Consider the following 16,540-nt stretch of genomic DNA (forward strand, 5'->3'; position numbering starts at 1 on the left):
CTCCGGCACTGCTTCGGCGTGTCGCGCCGCGTTTACTTGAGGAAGTCGGGGATGTCCAGGTCCTCATCGCGCTCCCGGTCACGGCCGCGGCCACGGTCGCGGTCCTCCGGCAGCACCGGAGGCACCTCGTAGGCGCGCTGCCTGCCGGTGTTCTCCATGCTGTCGTCAACCGCTGCCACCGGCTCGGGGGCCGAGGCCGCCGGCTCCGGTTCCGGAGCGGGCTGGGTGGCCGGCTCTGCGGCCGAGGAGGCCACCTGGCCCACGGGCCGGCCAGCAGGTGCTGCCGGAGCTGCGGTAGCTGCCGGTGCGGCCTGCGCGGCAGGCTTCTCGGCGCGGTTGCTGTGGGTGGGGCCGGCCCCCTCGTCGAAGCCGGCCGCGATGACGGTGACACGCACCTCGTCGCCGAGGGCGTCGTCGATGACCGCACCGAAGATGATGTTCGCCTCGGGGTGGGCCGCCTCCTGAACCAGACGGGCCGCTTCGTGGATCTCGAACAGCCCCAGATCCGAACCACCCTGGATCGAGAGCAGCACGCCGTGTGCTCCGTCGATGGACGCTTCGAGCAACGGCGAGGAGATCGCCAGCTCGGAGGCCTGCACGGCGCGGTCCTCGCCGCGAGCCGATCCGATGCCCATCAGGGCGCTCCCGGCATCCTGCATCACGGACTTCACGTCGGCGAAGTCCAGGTTGATCAGGCCCGGGGTGGTGATCAGGTCGGTGATGCCCTGCACACCGGAGAGCAGCACCTGGTCGGCGGACTTGAAGGCGTCCAGGACCGAGACGGCGCGGTCGGAGATCGAGAGCAGCCGGTCGTTGGGAATGACGATGAGCGTGTCGACCTCGGCGCGGAGCGCTTCGATCCCGGACTCGGCCTGCACCGAGCGACGGCGACCCTCGAAGGTGAAGGGCCGGGTGACCACACCGATGGTCAGCGCACCGAGCGAGCGCGCGATCCGGGCGACGACGGGTGCACCGCCAGTGCCCGTTCCACCACCTTCGCCGGCGGTCACGAAGACCATGTCGGCTCCACGCAGGACCTCTTCGATCTCCTCGGCGTGATCCTCGGCCGCTTTCTTGCCGACCTCGGGGTCCGCGCCGGCTCCCAGCCCTCGGGTGAGGTCACGTCCGACGTCGAGCTTGACGTCGGCGTCGGACATCAGCAGGGCTTGAGCGTCGGTGTTGACCGCGACGAACTCCACGCCCTTCAGCCCGACCTCAATCATGCGGTTGACGGCGTTGACGCCGCCGCCGCCGATGCCGACCACCTTGATAACCGCCAGGTAGTTCTGCGGTGCCGCCATGCCGGGCCCCTCTCGTGGAGTGTCACTCAACCCTCAAGCTCAGGCTGAGGGTTAGACTTATGTCATATCTGCCACCCGTGACGCTAAGTGCCGCATGCCAGGCGGGCAATCACCTCGGGGGGTGTGTTGGTGCCCGGATCTGTGGACTTTGCCCTGCGGCTCGTCTCAGGGGCGCGTGGCAGGGCTGCTCGGCACCGAGACGTCGTAGTATGAGGCGCTGCGTTCCTCCAGGAGCACCTCAAGGACGGCGGCCTTGTACGAGTTCTCCACCGCGCTGCCCCATCGGACTGTGGCCCCATTGCTCAGCTCCAGCGTCACCTGGGCGGTCCCGGTGGCCCCGGCCTCCCCTACCTGCTCCAGCAGGCTCTCCGGCAGCTCTCCCAGCACGGTCAGCACCGCCTCGACTGCAGCCGAGGTGCGGCCGGCCTCATCGAGCGGCACGTCGACCTCGGGAAGATCCTCCGGCGCCTCGGAGCGCGTCGCGACCTGGATACCGTCGGCGTCGATCAGCACCCAGCGCGCGCCGTCCTCGGTGGCCGCCACCGGGGTGCGCGAGACCAAGGTCACGGCCAGGCCATCAGGCCAGGAACGCGTGACCGCGACGTCGGCGACGGCGTCGAGATCCTGGATCTGCTCAGCGATCTCTCCTGTGTCCACACGTAACAGCGGCGTGCCCACGTGCGGGGCCAGCGCAGCCTCCACGGACTCCGCCGGCACGTACTCGCTCGCGCCGGTGATCTGCACCGACTCGCGGTCCAGGGCGAGGAAGGACGAGGCGAGCAGGACCCACGCCACCGCCAGCAGGGCAGCGAGCACACCGATGACGATCGCGGAGCGGCGCCAGGCCAGCCGGCGTCCGGCATCGTGGCGTTCGGCCAGGCGCGCACGGAAGGCCTGGCTGACCCGGGCGGTCGCCGAGAGCCCTGCCCTCGCACTGGGCTGAGCATCCCGTGCTCGCGCCATGGGCTTGCTCCGGCTCGCGCGCCGGGCCAGGCCCTGCTTCGCCGCGGGCTTCGAGGCCGCAGGCTTTCTCGCGGCCGGCTCCTTCTTGGCACGCTTCTTCGCGGTCTTCTTCGCCGGCTTCACCGCGCTCTGGGGCGTAGCCGATCGCACGGCGGGACGGCGGGGAGTCGCCGGGGGCCTCATGCTGAGCCCGCCTGTGCCTCCTCGCGGCCTCGCAACCGGTCGAGGATCTCGGGCACGAGTTCGGTGACGTCACCCGCTCCGATGGTGAGCAACAGGTCTCCCGGCTCAGCCTCATCGGCCACGGTCCTCGCCGCGGCGTGACGATCAGCCACATAGCGTGCGCCCTCGATCTCCGAGGTGATCAGCGCGCCGTCGACGCCCGGGATCGGGTCCTCGCGGGCGGCGTAGACATCGGTGACGACGACGACATCCGCAGCCGAGAGCGCCTGGGCGAAGCGCTCGGCGAAGGCCTGGGTCCGCGAGTAGAGATGGGGCTGGAACAAGGCCACTACGCGGCCTCGCCCGGCCTGCTCACGCGCGGTGATCAAGGTGGCTTCGATCTCAGTGGGGTGGTGGGCATAGTCATCGACCACGCGGATCCCGGCCACGGTGCCGCGCGACTCGAAACGCCGGCCAGTACCGGTGAACACACCGAGCGCCGCAGCCATCGCCTGTGGTTCCACTCCGAGTTCCACACCGGCCGTCCATGCCGCGGTCGCGTTGAGCAGCATGTGCCGGCCGGGGACCTGCAGGTGGAGTGTGGCCACGGCGTCGGAGACTGCCGGGCGGCGCAAGGTGAGCGTCCCGTCACCGCCGAGCATGACGTGCGCCTCGATGCCCGGGGCCTCGGCGAGCCCGACGGTGCCGCCGTAGGTGATGACTCGGGTGCCAGCGGCGGCCGCATGACGAGCCAGCGCGGCGGCACCGGCGTCGTCGGCGCAGGCCACCAGCAATCCGCCAGGCTCGATCAGAGCGGTGAACTCCTCGAAGGAGCGGCGGAAGGCCTCCTCGCTCCCGTAGTGGTCGAGGTGGTCGGGCTCGATGTTGGTGACCACGGCGATCCGTGGCCGGTAGTTGAGGAAGGAGCCGTCCGATTCATCGGCCTCGGCCACGAAGGCGCGTCCCTGCCCCAGGTGCGCTCCGGTCCCCCGCCCCATCACCGTGCCCCCGATTGCATAGGAGGGTTGCTGGCCGGCCGCCTCCAGGGCGACGGCGAGCATGGCCGAGGTCGAGGTCTTGCCATGGGCGCCGGCCACGGCCACGAAGTCACGATCCGCGGCTGCCCGTGCCAGGGCCGCCGATCGGTGGATGACCGCCAGCCCGCGAGCACGAGCTGCGACCAGTTCCGGGTTGGTCTCCCGCACCGCCGTGGAGACCACCACGGTGGCGCTCTCCGGGAGTGCCGCCACGTGGTCGGCGTCGTGGCCCACGTGGGCAGTGATGCCGAGCCGGCGCAGGTGGGAGATCATCGGGCCCTCTGCCTGGTCGGAGCCGGAGACCTGGTGCCCGGCCGCGGCCAGCAGCTCGGCGATGGCCGACATGCCGGCCCCGCCGATACCGAGGAAGTGGAAGGGCTCGCTCATGCGCGCTCTCCCGGAGTCTGTCGCACTCCCGCGATGAGCTCGACCAGGCGCTGGGCACCGTCGGTCACCCCCGAACGCGCCGCCGCCTCCCCCATCTCCTGGAGCCTGGCCGGCTGAGCGAGCAGGGCGGCGATCTCACTGGCAACGTATTCGGCGTCCAGGTGGGCGTCCGCCACGAGGCGCCCGCCCCCGGCAGCGACGACATCGGCGGCATTGAGCCGCTGTTCGCCGTTCCCGATGGGCAGGGGCACGTAGATGGCTGGAAGGCCCAGCGCCGCGAGTTCGGCCACCGTGCCCGCTCCGGAGCGGCACAGCACGAGGTCGGCCAGGGCATAGGCCTGGTCCATGTCGCCCAGGTAGTCCCGTACCTGGTAGCGCTCCCCCGCAGCGCCGGCGTCGGACAACCTCCGGCGCACGGCCTCGTCCTTGCCCCGGCCGGTCAGGTGCAGCACCTGGGCTCCCGCGGCCAGCAGTTCCACCGCAGCCCCGGCGGCTGCCTCGTTGATCCGCTGTGCTCCCAGCGAGCCCCCCGTGATGAGCAGGGTGGGGCGTTGCGCGTCGAGGCCCAGAGCCGCAGCGGCCTGCTCCCGGCGCCGTCGGCCTCCCTCGGCGGTGGTGCGGTCAGCGGCCAGCGCGGCCACCGGCCCTCTGAGGGGAAGCCCTGTGGTCCGTGTGCGGCCGTGCTTGGCCGCCAGCGGTGTCGACGCGAAGGTCAGGGCCACGACCGCAGCGTGGCGGGCTCCCAGCCGGTTGGCGATGCCGGGCCGGGCGTTCTGCTCGTGGATCACCACGGGCAGGCCGCGCCGCTTCGCAGCGCGGTAGGCGGGCACCGCCACGTATCCGCCGTAGCCCACGACGACGTCGGCCCTCAGATCATCCATGGCCTGCCCGGCGGACCGGACCGCGTGGCGGAGCCGGCCCGGAAGGCGCAGCAGATCCAGCGAGGGGCGGCGGGGCAAGGGCACGCGCGGAACGTGATGCAGGGCGATCCCGGCGGCCGGCACCAGCTCGGCCTCCAGCCCCTCGGCCGTGCCGAGGGCCGCCACCTCGGCGCCCTCTTCGCGCAAGGCGACCGCCGTGGCGAGCAGAGGATTCACGTGGCCGGCGGTGCCGCCACCGGCCAGCAGCACACGCAGCGGCTCAGCCACGGCGCCCCTGGCCCATCACCGCGAGGGAGCGGGCCACCACTGAGGGCCGCGAGGTGGCGGCGCGGCGGGCTCCAGGTTCGTCCCGTGCGAAGGCCAGCACGATGCCCAGGGCAAGCAGCGTCGCAAGCAGCGAGGAGCCGCCAGCCGAGACTAGGGGCAGCGGCACCCCGATGACGGGCAGCAGATTCACCACCACGCCGATGTTGATGAGCGCCTGGCCCAGGATCCACGCGGCAATACCCCCGGTGGCGATCTGGACGAAGGGGTCCCGGTGGCGGCGGATCACCCGGAAGAGACCCACCGCCAGAGCCGCGAAGAGCAGGATCACCACGAGAGTGCCGAGCAGGCCGAGTTCCTCACCGATGATCGCGAGAATGTAGTCGGTCTCCGCCTCGGGCAGGTAGGCCCACTTCTCACGGGAGGCTCCCAGGCCGACTCCACTGACACCGCCCGTCCCGAGGGCGCGCAGTCCGTGGGTGACCTGGTACCCCAGGCGAGCGATGACCTCGGGGTCATCCTCCATGCCCAGGAAGAACCGGATGCGGTCCATCCGGTAGGGCGCGGCGATCAGCAAGAACGCGAGGGCGCCCGATCCCAGCACGCCCGCCGCGGCGAACCAGCGCATCGGCAGGCCGGCCACGAAGTAGGCACCGACGGTCAGCGTGACCACCACGAGCATCGTGCCGAGGTCACCTCCCAACACCACGAAGAGCGCGGCCACCCCGGCCATGAGGGCGCCCGGCACGAGCACGTGCCTCCAGTCGTGGAGCTGATGCGCCTTACGGGCCAGGACCAGCCCGAGGAAGAGGGCAAGACCGAGCTTGAGGAACTCCGCGGGCTGGATGATCTGGTTGACACCCGGGATCCACAGCGAGTTGCGGTTACCGCCGCCGTAGACGCCATAGGGCGTGTAGACCGCAGCCTGCAGGGCCAGACCGGCGATCACCGCGGGCCAGGCGAGCTTGCGGTACAGGGCCACGGGCAAGCGGGAGGCGATGGCCCCGAGCACAATCCCGGCGATGGCAAAGATGATCTGGCGCTGGCCACCGAGGTAGGGATTGCCCTCATTGCCGTGCATCGAGTCGATGATCGAGGCGGAGAAGACCATGGTGACGCCGATGATGACGAGCAGGACCGAGGAGCCGGCGATGAGGTAATAGCTCAGGGCACCCTGCGCGTCGTGCTGGGCCTGCTCGGCATTCCCGCCGGCCCGGGTCGACGCGGACTGCTTCGAGGCGGGCTGTTTCGACCGGGACTGCTTCGTGGTCGCTGGCGTCTTCGAGCTGGTACTGCGCGCGCGTGCCGTGGCGGGTGCACCCGGCCGGCGCGGCGTGCTGGGACGCCGGGTCCCGAGGCTGGTCACTGGGCCTCCTGCCGGGCCCGGACCGCCGCCGCGAAGGCCTCGCCGCGGGCGGCGTAGTTCCGGAACTGATCCATGGAGGCGCTGGCAGGGGCCAAGAGCACGGTGTCGCCCTGCTGAGCGAACCGCGCTGCCCGAGTGACTGCCTGCGCCATGACCTCATCCTGGCTGGCCTCGATCTCGACGACCGGTACGTCAGCCGCGTGTCGGGCGAGTGCATCACGCAGCGGAGCGCGGTCGAGGCCGATGAGCACCACGGCACGCAGCTTGTGCCGGTACGCGCCGACCAGGTCGTCGAACTGTGCGCCCTTGGCGAGCCCTCCGGCGACCCACACCACGGATCCGTCGGGGAGAGCGCCGAGCGAGGCAGCAGCGGCGTGGGCGTTGGTGGCCTTGGTGTCGTCCACGTAGGTCACGCCCGCCACGGTGGCCACCGTGGCGATGCGATGCGCGCCGGGCTGCATGGCGCGCAGGCCGGCGCTGACCGCCTCGGCGGGCACACCGTGCGCGCGGGCCAGGGCGGCGGCGCTGAGGGCGTTGGCCAGGACATGATCCGGTGCTGTGCGCGCCGCTCCGGGCGCCAGGTGCGCCAGGTCGGCGACCTCCGCGAGTTCGACCGCACCGCGCTGGCGCTCGCGCAACGGGGCGCCGAAAGCACGGTCGCACAGCACCTCACCGGCGAGCCCGAGCTGACCGACCTGCGGGACCGCGAGGGTGGTGCCTACCGCTCGGCACCCCTCGGCCACGTCGGCCTGCTCCACCATCTCGCGGGTGACGGGGGCGTCCGCGTTGTAGATACAGGCGCTCGTGGTGCGTTCGTAGACGCGTGCTTTTGCCGCGCGGTACTCGCCGAAGCCGCCGTGCCAGTCCAGATGGTCGTCGGCGAGGTTCAGGCAGGCGCTGGCCTGTGCGGCCACAGTATGGGTGGCGTGGAGCTGGAAGCTGGAGAGCTCCACCGCAAGCACGTCGATGGCGCCTGAGGCCGACACCCGGACCACCGGATCGCCCACGTTGCCCACCGCGGGCGCGCGCTCACCTGCCGCAGTGAGGATCGAGGAGAGCATCTGCACCGTGGTGGTCTTGCCGTTGGTGCCGGTCAGGGTCAGCCACGGGGCGCGAGATCCATCCGCGCGCCGTGCCTGGACGCGCCAGGCGAGTTCGATCTCGCTCCAGACCTCCAGTCCGGCTGCCGCGGCGCGCTGATGGAGCGGACCGGTGGCCGGGAAGCCGGGTGAGACCACCAGCACGTCCGGTGCCTCCGCCACGATCCGTGCGGCGAGCTGGGCGCCATCGGCCTCGGCATGCCACCGCACGCCCGGTGGGACCTCACCGCTGGAGCGGGCCGACTCGATCGCAGCCTCGGAAGCGTCGTAGCCGATGAGTTCGCGGGCACCCGAGACGGTGGCGAGCACCTCCAGCGCCGCGCGGCCCGAGGCCCCGAGCCCGGCGACGGCGACCCGTGCGCCGTCGAGCAGGCGACCGTGCTCACTCATGAGGGAGTCACCGCCACCCATTCGCCGTAGAACAAGCCCAGGCCCAGCGCGGCGCAGAGCGCGGCGATGATCCAGAAGCGGACCACGATGGTGACCTCGTTCCATCCCTTGAGCTCGAAGTGATGGTGCAAGGGGGCCATCTTGAAGATCCGTCTGCCCTCCCCGGAGACCCGTTTGGTGATCTTGAAGCCGGCGACCTGGAGCACGTCGGAGAAGACGATGACCACGAAGAGGCCGCCGATGACGACGGCGAGGAACTCCGTGCGGGTCAGGATCGACAGGCCTGCCAGCGCCGCCCCCAGGGCCAGCGAGCCGGTGTCACCCATGAAGATCTGGGCGGGCGAGGTGTTCCACCACAGGAAACCGAAGCAGGCACCCACGATAGCGGCGGTGATGATCGCGAGATCGCGCGGGTCGCGGACCTCGTAACAGCCCGGTCCGGGCTGGGTGAGGTACTGGCAGGACTGGTTGGACTGCCAGATGGTGATGATCGTGTACGCACCGAAGACGAGCATCGAGGTGCCGGTGGCCAGGCCGTCGAGACCGTCGGTGAGGTTGACGGCATTGGACCAGGCGGTGATGAGGAAGTTGGCCCAGATCACGAAGAGCACGAGCCCCACGGCGGCACCGGCGAAGGCCAGGTTCAGCCCGGTGTCGCGGATGAAGGAGATCTGCGTGGAGGCCGGCGTGCGGTAGTTCTCGTTGGCGAACTGCAGGGCGAGCACCGCGAAGGTGATGCCGACGACCGCCTGGCCGAGAATCTTGCCCTTCTCGCTCAGACCCAGCGATCGCTGGCGGGAGATCTTGATGTAGTCGTCGAGGAAGCCGACGAAGCCCATGCCGACCATGAGGAAAAGCAGGAGCAGCCCGGAGACATTCGGGAGGCGCCCGGCGGAGATGTTGGCCACGGCGTAGCCGATGACGGTGGCGGCAATGATGACCACGCCGCCCATGGTCGGCGTGCCGCGCTTGGTGAAGTGACCGGTGGGGCCGTCCTGGCGGATGAACTGGCCGTAGTTCTTCTTCACCAGCAACCGGATGAACAGGGGCGTGCCCGCCATGGACACCACGAGCGCGACGGCTCCGGAGATGAGCACGGACATCATCGCTGATCACCTGCCTGGGTTGCGCGCTCGGCCACGAGGCCGGGGAGCCGGTCGGCCAGTCGCCACACTCCGGTGCCCAGCGATCCCTTGACGAGCACCACGTCACCGTCCTGCAGATGTGGGACGAGCAGCTCACCGGCGTGCTCGACGCTCGACGCTCGCAGCACGCTGACGCCGGCGAGTTCGGCTGCCGCGCCGAGTTCTGCGGGCGCCGCCACGCTCACAAGGAGGTCCACCCCGGTACGTGCGGCCTCCGCGCCGATCGAGGCGTGCTCTGCTGCGGAGGCCTCGCCCAGTTCGAGCATCTCGGCGAGGACCGCCACGGTGCGGCGGCCCGCCCCGATGCGCGCCATGGTGGCCAGCGCGGCCCGGACCGCCGTGGGGTTGGCGTTGTAGGAGTCATCGATCAGGGTGATGCCACCGTCCAGCTCACCTACGGCCATCCGGTGGGGGCTTGCGGGCTCAGCCAGGGCCAGCCCGGTGGCCACCGCGGGCAGCGGGACGCCCAGGTGTAGTGCGACAGTCGCCGCGGCCAGGGCATTGCCCACCTGATGCTCACCGGTCAGCGCCAACTCGACAGCGGCCTCCCCGGAGGCACCGGGCACGCTCGAGAGGATCCGGAAGTTCGCGCGCCCATCAGGCCCAGCCGAGATGTCCGCAGCGCGCACCGTGGCCTGCGCCCCGGCACGCGAGAAGGTCAGCACCTCGCGTCCACCCGCGAGCTCGCTCATGGCGGCTACGCGGGGGTCGTCGATGTTGAGCACGCACACGGCGTCCGGCAGTGATCCCGAGATCAGCTCACCCTTGGCGATTGCCACGTTCTCGATGCTGCCGAAGCCCTGGAGATGCGCGGCGCCGACAGCGAGCTCTATGGCCACGTCTGGCGGTGCGATGGAGGTGAGGTAGGTGAGGTCACCCACCGCGTCCGCGCCCATCTCGAGGACGAGCACGTCGGTCTTGGTGTCGGCGCGCAGCACGGTGAGGGGCAGCCCCACCTCGCTGTTGAAGGAGCCGGCGGGCGCGAGCACCGTGCCGAGTGGCTGGAGGATCTGGGCGAGCAGGTCTTTGGTGGTGGTCTTGCCGTAGGAACCGGTCAACCCCACCACGCGCAGATCCGGGCGGCGGCGGCGCAGCTCTGTGAGCGCGTGCCGGGCCAGGGCGCCGAGTGCCACGGTCACATCGGCCACCAGGATCTGGCGGCCGGCGGGGACCCCAGGCACTTCCCGGGTGACCATCGCACCCACGGCGCCGGCCTCCAGCACGGAGGGGACGAAATCGTGGCCGTCGGAGCGCGCACCGGTGATGGCGGCGAACAATGCCCCCGGGGTGACGGCTCGAGAATCCGAGACGACGGCGGCGACCGTGGCCTCGGCAGCTGGGTCTGCGGGATCGGCGAGCCGGCCCCCGGCGGCTCGGGCGACCTCGGCGAGAGTCATGGCAATCATCGGGACGATCTTCCCTCACCCGGGCCGGCTGCACCGCCGGCACTCGCCTGCAGGGCGGAGCGGACTTCCTCACGGTCGTCGAGATGGTGCTCGACGCCGGCGATCTCCTGGACGGTTTCGTGCCCTCGGCCGGCGATGAGCACGGTGTCTGCCGGGTCAGCGCCGGTGATGGCAGCGCGGATCGCTACGCGGCGGTCACCAATCTCACGGACGAGGCTTCCTGCTGCAGCAGCACGCGCCGGGCCGAGCAGATCCGCACGGATGGCCGCGGCGGGCTCGTCGTGCGGATCGTCATCGGTGATCGTGACCTCATCGCAGTAGCGCACGGCCAGCTCAGCCATCTCGGCACGCTTGCCTGCATCGCGGGATCCGGCCGCCCCGAAGACCACGTGCAGCCGGCCCTCGGTGGAGCCTCGCAGGGCCGAGAGCACGACGGCGAGGCCTCCGGGGTTGTGGGCGAAGTCCACGATCACCCGCGGCGCCGTGGCCAGCAGCTCCATCCGCCCCGGGATCACCGGGCTCAGTCCGCCGGCGTGGGCGAGCGCCTCCTCGAGGACGGCGGGATCGGTGCCGGCGGCCAGCAGCATCACCACGGCGAGGCTGGCGTTGGCCACGTTGAAGGCCCCGGGCAGAGCGGTGGTGAAACACAGTTCCTGTCCTGCGCCGCGGAGCGTGACGCGAGAACCGGTGCCGTCCGGGACCGCAGCGATCACCTGCCAGTCGGCAGCGTTCGCCTCGTCGGTGCCCACGCTGCTCATGGCGTAGCCGGCCGGACGGGAGGCGGCGAGCCTCTGGCCCCACTGGTCGTCGACCATGCTGACGCCCTGGGCCGAGCGTTGCGGGGTGAAGAGCGCCTCCTTGGCAGCAAAGTAGCCCTCCATGCTGCCGTGATGGTCGAGATGATCCTGGGTGAGGTTGGTGAAGCCGGCGACGTCGTAGAGCACCGAGTCCACCCGGCCCAGATCCAGCGCATGGGAGGAGACCTCCATCGCCAGGTCCGTCACGCCCTCGGCGACCATCTCGGCGAGCAGAGCCTGCAGATCCGCCGGCTGAGGAGTGGTGAGCTGAGCGGGCACGGCGCGTAGCTCGGGGGTCCGGGTCCGGACCTCCACGGTGCCGATCAGCCCGGTGGAACGCCCCAGTGCCGCCAGCGCGTGCTCCAGGAAGTAGCAGGTGGTGGTCTTGCCATTCGTGCCCGTGACCGCGAAGGTGCGCAGCTGCTCAGCGGGGCGTCCATAGATCTCTGCTGCGAGGCGACCGAGGACGGCGGGAACGTCCGGAGCCACGAGCACCGGCGTCCCCTCAGCCAGGGCATAGGCCGGGTCGGCAAGGATCGTCAGCCCTGCCTCGTCGGTCAGCACAGCCACCGCTCCGGAGGCCACGGCGGCCCTCGCGAAGAGCGCACCGTGCACACGGCCGCCGGTGTGCCCCGCGAAGAGATCGCCGCGACGGATCAGCCGGTTGTCCGCACGCACGCCGCCCACCACAGTGGTGGCCCAGGAGTCGCGCGTGCCGGGGGCAGGCGAGATGGGCAGGCCGGGAATCACCTCGGCCAGAGGGCGCGCCATCGTCAGCCGACCTCGATGGCCAGCTCGGGAGTGGGCTCCGTCGACGGCGGCACTCCCCTGTCGCGCAGCGCGAAACCCATCACCTCGGCGAAAGCCGGCCCGGCGACCGTGCCGCCGTAAGAAGGACCTGAGCCCTGGAAGACCACGACGCCGATGGCCAGCTGCGGATCCTCAGCCGGCGCCACGCCCACGAAGGAACCCAGACGGCCCTCGAGGCCACCGGCGCCGTCGGGAATCTGAGCTGTACCGGTCTTGGCAGCGACGCGATAGCCAGGGACCGCGCCCTGCGGGCCGGTTCCCGTGGGGTGGACCACGTACTCCATCATGGCCAGCAGGTCCTCGGTGGCCTCGGCGGAGGCCACCTCCACACCCTCGGGCTGTTCCGCCGGCACGTAGGTGCCATCCGGGTTGGTCACGCCGCCCACGATCCGCGGCGGCACGTACACGCCGCCGTTGCCGATGGTGGCCGCCATCGAGGTGTTCTGCAGCAGCGTCGAGGAGATGCCCTGGCCGAAGCTCGTGGTGTAGCGGGTGCGGCCGTCCCAGTTCTCGTGCGCGTGCACGATGCCGGAGGACTCGCCCGGCAACTCGATCCCACTGCGCACCCCGAAACCCAGATCCATGAACATCGCGTGACGGTCGGCGTCGGTCATCGCCTCGGCCAGCTGCACCGTGGCGGTGTTCGAGGACATCTGCAGGGCACCGGTGGCCGTCAACCGCAGCGTGGGGTGGTCGTCATTGTCGCGGAAGGTCTGTCCGTTGCTGGTCGTGTAGCGATCGGGCACCGTCATGGATGACTCCGGCCCGATGAGGCCCTGTTCGAGCGCGAGCAGGAAGGTGGGGAGCTTGCCGGTGGAGCCCGGTTCGTAGGGCGTGGAGATGGCGCGCGATCCCCGGTCCTCCGGATCCCAGGCCTGGTAGTTCCCGGGATCCACGGATCCCGAGTCGGCCAGCGCGAGCACCCGGCCCGTTCCGATCTCCTCGACGATGAGTGCCCCCCACTGCCCACCATGCTCGGCGACGGCGGAGTCGATCGCCTCTTGGGCGACGTTCTGCAGGTCGCGGTCGATGGTGCTGTGCACGCTGGCACCGGGGCGAGCGGGCACCTCCTCCCGGAGTCCGGTCGGGATGACCTCGCCGAGCTTGCCGATCTCCACCGTGCGGTAACCGTCCTCGCCGGTGAGGAGTTCATCCATGGTCAGCTCCAGGCCCGCGAGGCCGTGCCCTTCCCGGCCCACGTACCCGATGACGTTGCCGGCGGTGGTGCCATTGGGGTAGACGCGTTCTGACGTGCGCTCAGGCTCGATGCCGGGGATGCCGAGGTTGCTCACCTCCCGCCATTCGGCGGGGGTCAGGCCGCGCGCGAGGTAGACGAAGGTCGACTCCCCCACCATCCGGGCGCCCAGTTCATGGGGGTCGGCCCCGAGCACGGGAGCGAGCAGAGCGGCCGCTGCGGCAGCCCCGCTGCCGATCTCCTCCGCCAGGTCCGGGTCCGAGGGGACGAAGCCCCGCACCAGCTGCTGATTGACACCGACGTTGTACCGGGTCACCGAGGTGGCCAGCACCTCACCTGAGGCATCAAGGATCTCGCCTCGCGGCGCAGCGAGCGTGGTGGTCCGGGTGCGCAGATCCTGGGCCTCCTGGGCCAGGACAGGACCCTCCACGGCTTGGATCTGGACGAGCCGCCCTCCGAAGACCAGAAGGGCAGCCAGCACCAGTGCCAGAGCCACCCGGCGCCGGGTGTCCATCGCGCGCACCGCGGAGCGCGCGCTCACCGGCCGCCTCCACTATTTCCCGTCAGCACGCTCCCGTCGCTGAGTCGCACGAAGTGCACATCCTCACCGGGGACCATGCCGAGACCCTCGGCTCGCTCGCGGAGTTCTGCCGGAGATCCTGCCCGCTCGACGTCCTCACGCAGGGAGGCTTCGGCCTCGCCGAGCTCATTGAGGTAGAGCTGTTCCTGGCGGATCTGATAGGCGGTGGCCGCCATCTGCGTGTTCAGCAGCAGCACCACGAGCATGGCTCCGGCCAGGATCGCCGTGCAGAGGAGGAGGAAGGGCGTCACGGAGCGTGGCGCCGTGGGATTGGCGACCACGGTGAGGCTGGGCCGCCACGTGGCCCGGGGAGTGGGGGCAGCGGTGCGGCTGGGGTGGGCGCGCTCGGCGGCGCTGCGGGGGTGGGCGGGGACAGCGCTCATGCGACCCTCCTCAGGTGCTCGGGGGTGGCGCGGATCCGGCGGGCGGCCCGCAGGCGCACCGAGGCGGCGCGCGGGTTGCGGGCCAGTTCCTCCTCGTCGGCGCCTTCGGCCCCGCGGGTCAGGAGTTCGAGGTACGGGCGGTTCTGCTCCGGTTCGATCGGCAGGCCCGGCGGCGCGGAACTGCGCGAGCCGCGCGTCAGGGCCGCCTTGACGGTCTTGTCCTCCAGCGAGTGGTAGGACTCCACCACGATCCTGCCGTCGACAGCGAGCACCTCGACGGCGCGGGGCATGGCCAGTTCGAGCACCTCGAGCTCCCGGTTGACGGCGATACGCAACGCCTGGAAAGTGCGCTTGGCGGGGTTGCCGCCCGTGCGCCGAGCGGCGTGCGGGATCGAGTCCCGCACGAGCTCGACGAGCTCGCCGGTGCGCTGCACGGGAGCCGATTCCCGGCGCCGTACGATGGCCGCGGCGATCCGGCCGGCGAACCGTTCCTCGCCGTAGACCCGCAGGATCCGGCGCAACTCACCTTCGTCGCTCAGGGCGAGGAGCTGGGCCGCCGTAGGGGTGTCCGGGTCGGTGGCATCCATGCGCATGTCCAGGGGCGCGTCCTGTGCGTAGGCAAAGCCACGTTCGGCCTCGTCGAGCTGGAGGGAGGAGACCCCCAGGTCCATGAGCACCCCGTGGACACGCCCGTCGTTGCCGTACTGGGCGGCGACCTCGTCGATCTGGTCGTAGGTGGCGCGTACAGGGACAAAGCGGTCGCCGAACGCCTGCAGGCGCTCGCCGGCGAGGGCAAGTGCCTGCGGGTCCCGGTCGATACCGACGACGCGTAGGTGCGGGAAGCGACGTAACGCGGCCTCCGTGTGACCACCCAGGCCGAGGGTGGCATCGATCAGGACCGCGGCATCTCCGTCGAGAGCAGGTGCGAGCAGATCCAGGCAGCGCTCGAGCAGAACCGGGAGATGGCGTGCCGAGGTCGGCCGGGGGACGCCCTCGGGGCGGTCACCTGCCTGCTCGCTCATCACTGACTCCTCGTTGGCCGCCGTGGGCGGGGACTGCTGCATGTCACGGGATTGGTCGGGCGGCCCTCCACCGCCCGACCAGGACTCCCTCCGCCTGCTCTCTGGCGCCGGGGAAGTGCGTCAGAGTGCGGGGGGAGACCTCGCCCTACGGGGGAGATCGCGCCAGTGCGGTCATCAGAAGAGGCCGGGAACCACCTCCTCGGCGGTCTCGGCAAAGGCTTCCTCCTGCGCACTGAGGTAGGTGTCCCAGGCACTGGAGTCCCAGATCTCGATGCGGGTACCCGCGCCGATCACGGCGAGCTCCCGATCCAGACCGGCGTACTGGCGGAGGTTGGCGGGGATGGTGATGCGGCCCTGCTTGTCCGGTTGATCGTCCATCGCGCCGGAGAGGAACACGCGCAAGTAGTCCCGCGCCTGCTTGGACGTCACCGGTGCCTGCCGCAGGCGGTCATGCATCTCTTCGAACTCGCGCGTGGGGAAGGCGTAGAGGCAGCGTTCCTGACCACGGGTCAGGACCACGCCAGCGGCGAGCTTCTCCCGGAACTTCGCCGGAAGGATGAGCCGGCCTTTGTCATCCAGGCGGGGCTCGAAGGTGCCCAGAAACACGACTCATCACCTCCTGTCGACTCCGCGATCTTCCCGTTCGCCCCACAGTACTCCACTTCCCTCCCCCTGTCCCCGGTCATGCGGGAGAAAGTGGGCGTGTCGCGGGCGAAAGTGCAGGTAGATGCTGGTGGAGCGAGGTGGAGGAAGAATCGACCCCAGCGGGGACGGACGTCACCAGATCGGGACGTCGACGGCGGCGACACCCCACTGCGCCGGGGGTCACGGCAGGGCAGAGCGCCGTGGTGGGGGGAAGTGGGGGGACCGGCGATGCCGCAGTGGAGGGAGGTGGAGCATCAGGGCAAAGAACAAGCCGGTGACCCGAGTGGGCCACCGGCTGCTGGGTGACTGGAGCGGTGCGGCCCGCCTACTGCTGGTCGCGACGCCGCTCTTGCCAGCGGTCTTCTTGCCGCTGCATGAAGCCACCGGAGGGCTTCGGCTTGTTCGGCTTGAGCTGCTGGTCGGCCTCGGGAGCCGCGCCGTCCGAACTCGAACCACCCGTGCTCATCGCGAGCAGGACACCGCCGAGCATGGCCACGAAGCCCAGGACTCCCACAAACACGAGCTGCGTCGCCACGCCGCTGACCAGGGCGATGAGGCCTAGGGCGAAGAGGACGATTCCCAAGGTGAGCCGGCGCGCCGAGGGGCGTGCACGCTCAGCGAGGGTGTTCGCGAGTTTGGGGTCGTCAGAGCGCAGCTGCTCCTCCATCTGGTCGAGCATGCGCTGCTCGTACTCGGAGAGAGGCAT

General features: G+C 70.6%; 14 protein-coding genes. All 14 read right to left on the bottom strand.

The features are described from left to right. Positions 1-32 precede the first annotated feature (32 nt). The 14 genes from ftsZ to EDD31_RS00935 all read right to left on the bottom strand — a co-directional run bounded on the left by ftsZ (position 33) and on the right by EDD31_RS00935 (position 16,540). Positions 33-1,301 carry a cell division protein FtsZ gene (gene ftsZ / locus EDD31_RS00870; RefSeq protein ID WP_123302500.1) on the bottom strand — a complete coding sequence of 423 codons (1,269 nt, stop codon included), beginning with the start codon at positions 1,299-1,301 and terminating at the stop codon, positions 33-35. Positions 1,302-1,466: 165 nt separating this feature from the next. Next, entirely contained in the window at positions 1,467-2,447 is a 981-nt protein-coding gene (locus EDD31_RS00875) for a cell division protein FtsQ/DivIB (protein ID WP_123302501.1), read from the bottom strand. Continuing rightward, the gene (gene murC / locus EDD31_RS00880) at positions 2,444-3,850 is read right to left on the bottom strand and encodes a UDP-N-acetylmuramate--L-alanine ligase (RefSeq protein ID WP_123302502.1); all 1,407 of its coding nucleotides are present in this window, start codon (positions 3,848-3,850) and stop codon (positions 2,444-2,446) included. Before murC ends, EDD31_RS00875 begins: the two co-directional genes overlap by 4 nt. Further along, positions 3,847-4,998, bottom strand: a complete 1,152-nt coding sequence (gene murG, locus EDD31_RS00885; protein WP_211336019.1) for an undecaprenyldiphospho-muramoylpentapeptide beta-N-acetylglucosaminyltransferase — start codon at positions 4,996-4,998, stop codon at positions 3,847-3,849. The genes murC and murG overlap by 4 nt, the downstream gene beginning before the upstream one ends. Then, positions 4,991-6,361, bottom strand: a complete 1,371-nt coding sequence (locus EDD31_RS00890) for an FtsW/RodA/SpoVE family cell cycle protein (RefSeq protein ID WP_123302503.1) — start codon at positions 6,359-6,361, stop codon at positions 4,991-4,993. Before EDD31_RS00890 ends, murG begins: the two co-directional genes overlap by 8 nt. Next, positions 6,358-7,851, bottom strand: coding sequence for a UDP-N-acetylmuramoyl-L-alanine--D-glutamate ligase (gene murD, locus EDD31_RS00895; protein WP_123304935.1), 1,494 nt, complete (start codon positions 7,849-7,851; stop codon positions 6,358-6,360). The genes EDD31_RS00890 and murD overlap by 4 nt, the downstream gene beginning before the upstream one ends. Continuing rightward, positions 7,848-8,957 (bottom strand): phospho-N-acetylmuramoyl-pentapeptide-transferase, encoded by a 1,110-nt coding sequence (gene mraY, locus EDD31_RS00900; protein WP_123302504.1) that lies wholly within the window; start codon positions 8,955-8,957, stop codon positions 7,848-7,850. The genes murD and mraY overlap by 4 nt, the downstream gene beginning before the upstream one ends. Beyond that, positions 8,954-10,402 (bottom strand): UDP-N-acetylmuramoyl-tripeptide--D-alanyl-D-alanine ligase, encoded by a 1,449-nt coding sequence (locus EDD31_RS00905; RefSeq protein WP_123302505.1) that lies wholly within the window; start codon positions 10,400-10,402, stop codon positions 8,954-8,956. The genes mraY and EDD31_RS00905 overlap by 4 nt, the downstream gene beginning before the upstream one ends. Continuing rightward, positions 10,399-11,970 carry a Mur ligase family protein gene (locus tag EDD31_RS00910; RefSeq protein ID WP_123302506.1) on the bottom strand — a complete coding sequence of 524 codons (1,572 nt, stop codon included), beginning with the start codon at positions 11,968-11,970 and terminating at the stop codon, positions 10,399-10,401. Before EDD31_RS00910 ends, EDD31_RS00905 begins: the two co-directional genes overlap by 4 nt. A gap of 2 nt (positions 11,971-11,972) precedes the next feature. Beyond that, the gene (locus tag EDD31_RS00915; protein WP_123302507.1) at positions 11,973-13,745 is read right to left on the bottom strand and encodes a peptidoglycan D,D-transpeptidase FtsI family protein; all 1,773 of its coding nucleotides are present in this window, start codon (positions 13,743-13,745) and stop codon (positions 11,973-11,975) included. Further along, complete coding sequence (ftsL, locus tag EDD31_RS00920) at positions 13,742-14,167, bottom strand: cell division protein FtsL (RefSeq protein WP_123302508.1); 426 nt, start codon at positions 14,165-14,167, stop codon at positions 13,742-13,744. Before ftsL ends, EDD31_RS00915 begins: the two co-directional genes overlap by 4 nt. Then, positions 14,164-15,189, bottom strand: a complete 1,026-nt coding sequence (gene rsmH / locus EDD31_RS00925; protein ID WP_123304937.1) for a 16S rRNA (cytosine(1402)-N(4))-methyltransferase RsmH — start codon at positions 15,187-15,189, stop codon at positions 14,164-14,166. The genes ftsL and rsmH overlap by 4 nt, the downstream gene beginning before the upstream one ends. 174 nt (positions 15,190-15,363) lie before the next feature. Further along, complete coding sequence (gene mraZ / locus EDD31_RS00930) at positions 15,364-15,795, bottom strand: division/cell wall cluster transcriptional repressor MraZ (protein WP_123302509.1); 432 nt, start codon at positions 15,793-15,795, stop codon at positions 15,364-15,366. Positions 15,796-16,159: 364 nt separating this feature from the next. After that, positions 16,160-16,540: a DUF3040 domain-containing protein gene (locus EDD31_RS00935; RefSeq protein WP_170163138.1), complete on the bottom strand. Its 381-nt coding sequence runs from the start codon at positions 16,538-16,540 to the stop codon at positions 16,160-16,162.

The sequence above is a fragment of the Bogoriella caseilytica genome, from assembly GCF_003752405.1.
Taxonomy (GTDB): domain Bacteria; phylum Actinomycetota; class Actinomycetes; order Actinomycetales; family Actinomycetaceae; genus Allobogoriella; species Allobogoriella caseilytica.

Excerpts from the sequence above, each read along its gene's own strand:
- ftsZ (WP_123302500.1), bottom strand. The coding sequence starts at position 1,301 with ATGGCGGCACCGCAGAACTACCTGGCGGTTATCAAGGTGGTCGGCATC.
- EDD31_RS00875 (WP_123302501.1), bottom strand. The coding sequence starts at position 2,447 with ATGAGGCCCCCGGCGACTCCCCGCCGTCCCGCCGTGCGATCGGCTACG.
- murC (WP_123302502.1), bottom strand. The coding sequence starts at position 3,850 with ATGAGCGAGCCCTTCCACTTCCTCGGTATCGGCGGGGCCGGCATGTCG.
- murD (WP_123304935.1), bottom strand. The coding sequence starts at position 7,851 with ATGAGTGAGCACGGTCGCCTGCTCGACGGCGCACGGGTCGCCGTCGCC.
- mraY (WP_123302504.1), bottom strand. The coding sequence starts at position 8,957 with ATGATGTCCGTGCTCATCTCCGGAGCCGTCGCGCTCGTGGTGTCCATG.
- EDD31_RS00905 (WP_123302505.1), bottom strand. The coding sequence starts at position 10,402 with ATGATTGCCATGACTCTCGCCGAGGTCGCCCGAGCCGCCGGGGGCCGG.
- EDD31_RS00910 (WP_123302506.1), bottom strand. The coding sequence starts at position 11,970 with ATGGCGCGCCCTCTGGCCGAGGTGATTCCCGGCCTGCCCATCTCGCCT.
- ftsL (WP_123302508.1), bottom strand. The coding sequence starts at position 14,167 with ATGAGCGCTGTCCCCGCCCACCCCCGCAGCGCCGCCGAGCGCGCCCAC.
- rsmH (WP_123304937.1), bottom strand. The coding sequence starts at position 15,189 with ATGAGCGAGCAGGCAGGTGACCGCCCCGAGGGCGTCCCCCGGCCGACC.
- EDD31_RS00935 (WP_170163138.1), bottom strand. The coding sequence starts at position 16,540 with ATGCCTCTCTCCGAGTACGAGCAGCGCATGCTCGACCAGATGGAGGAG.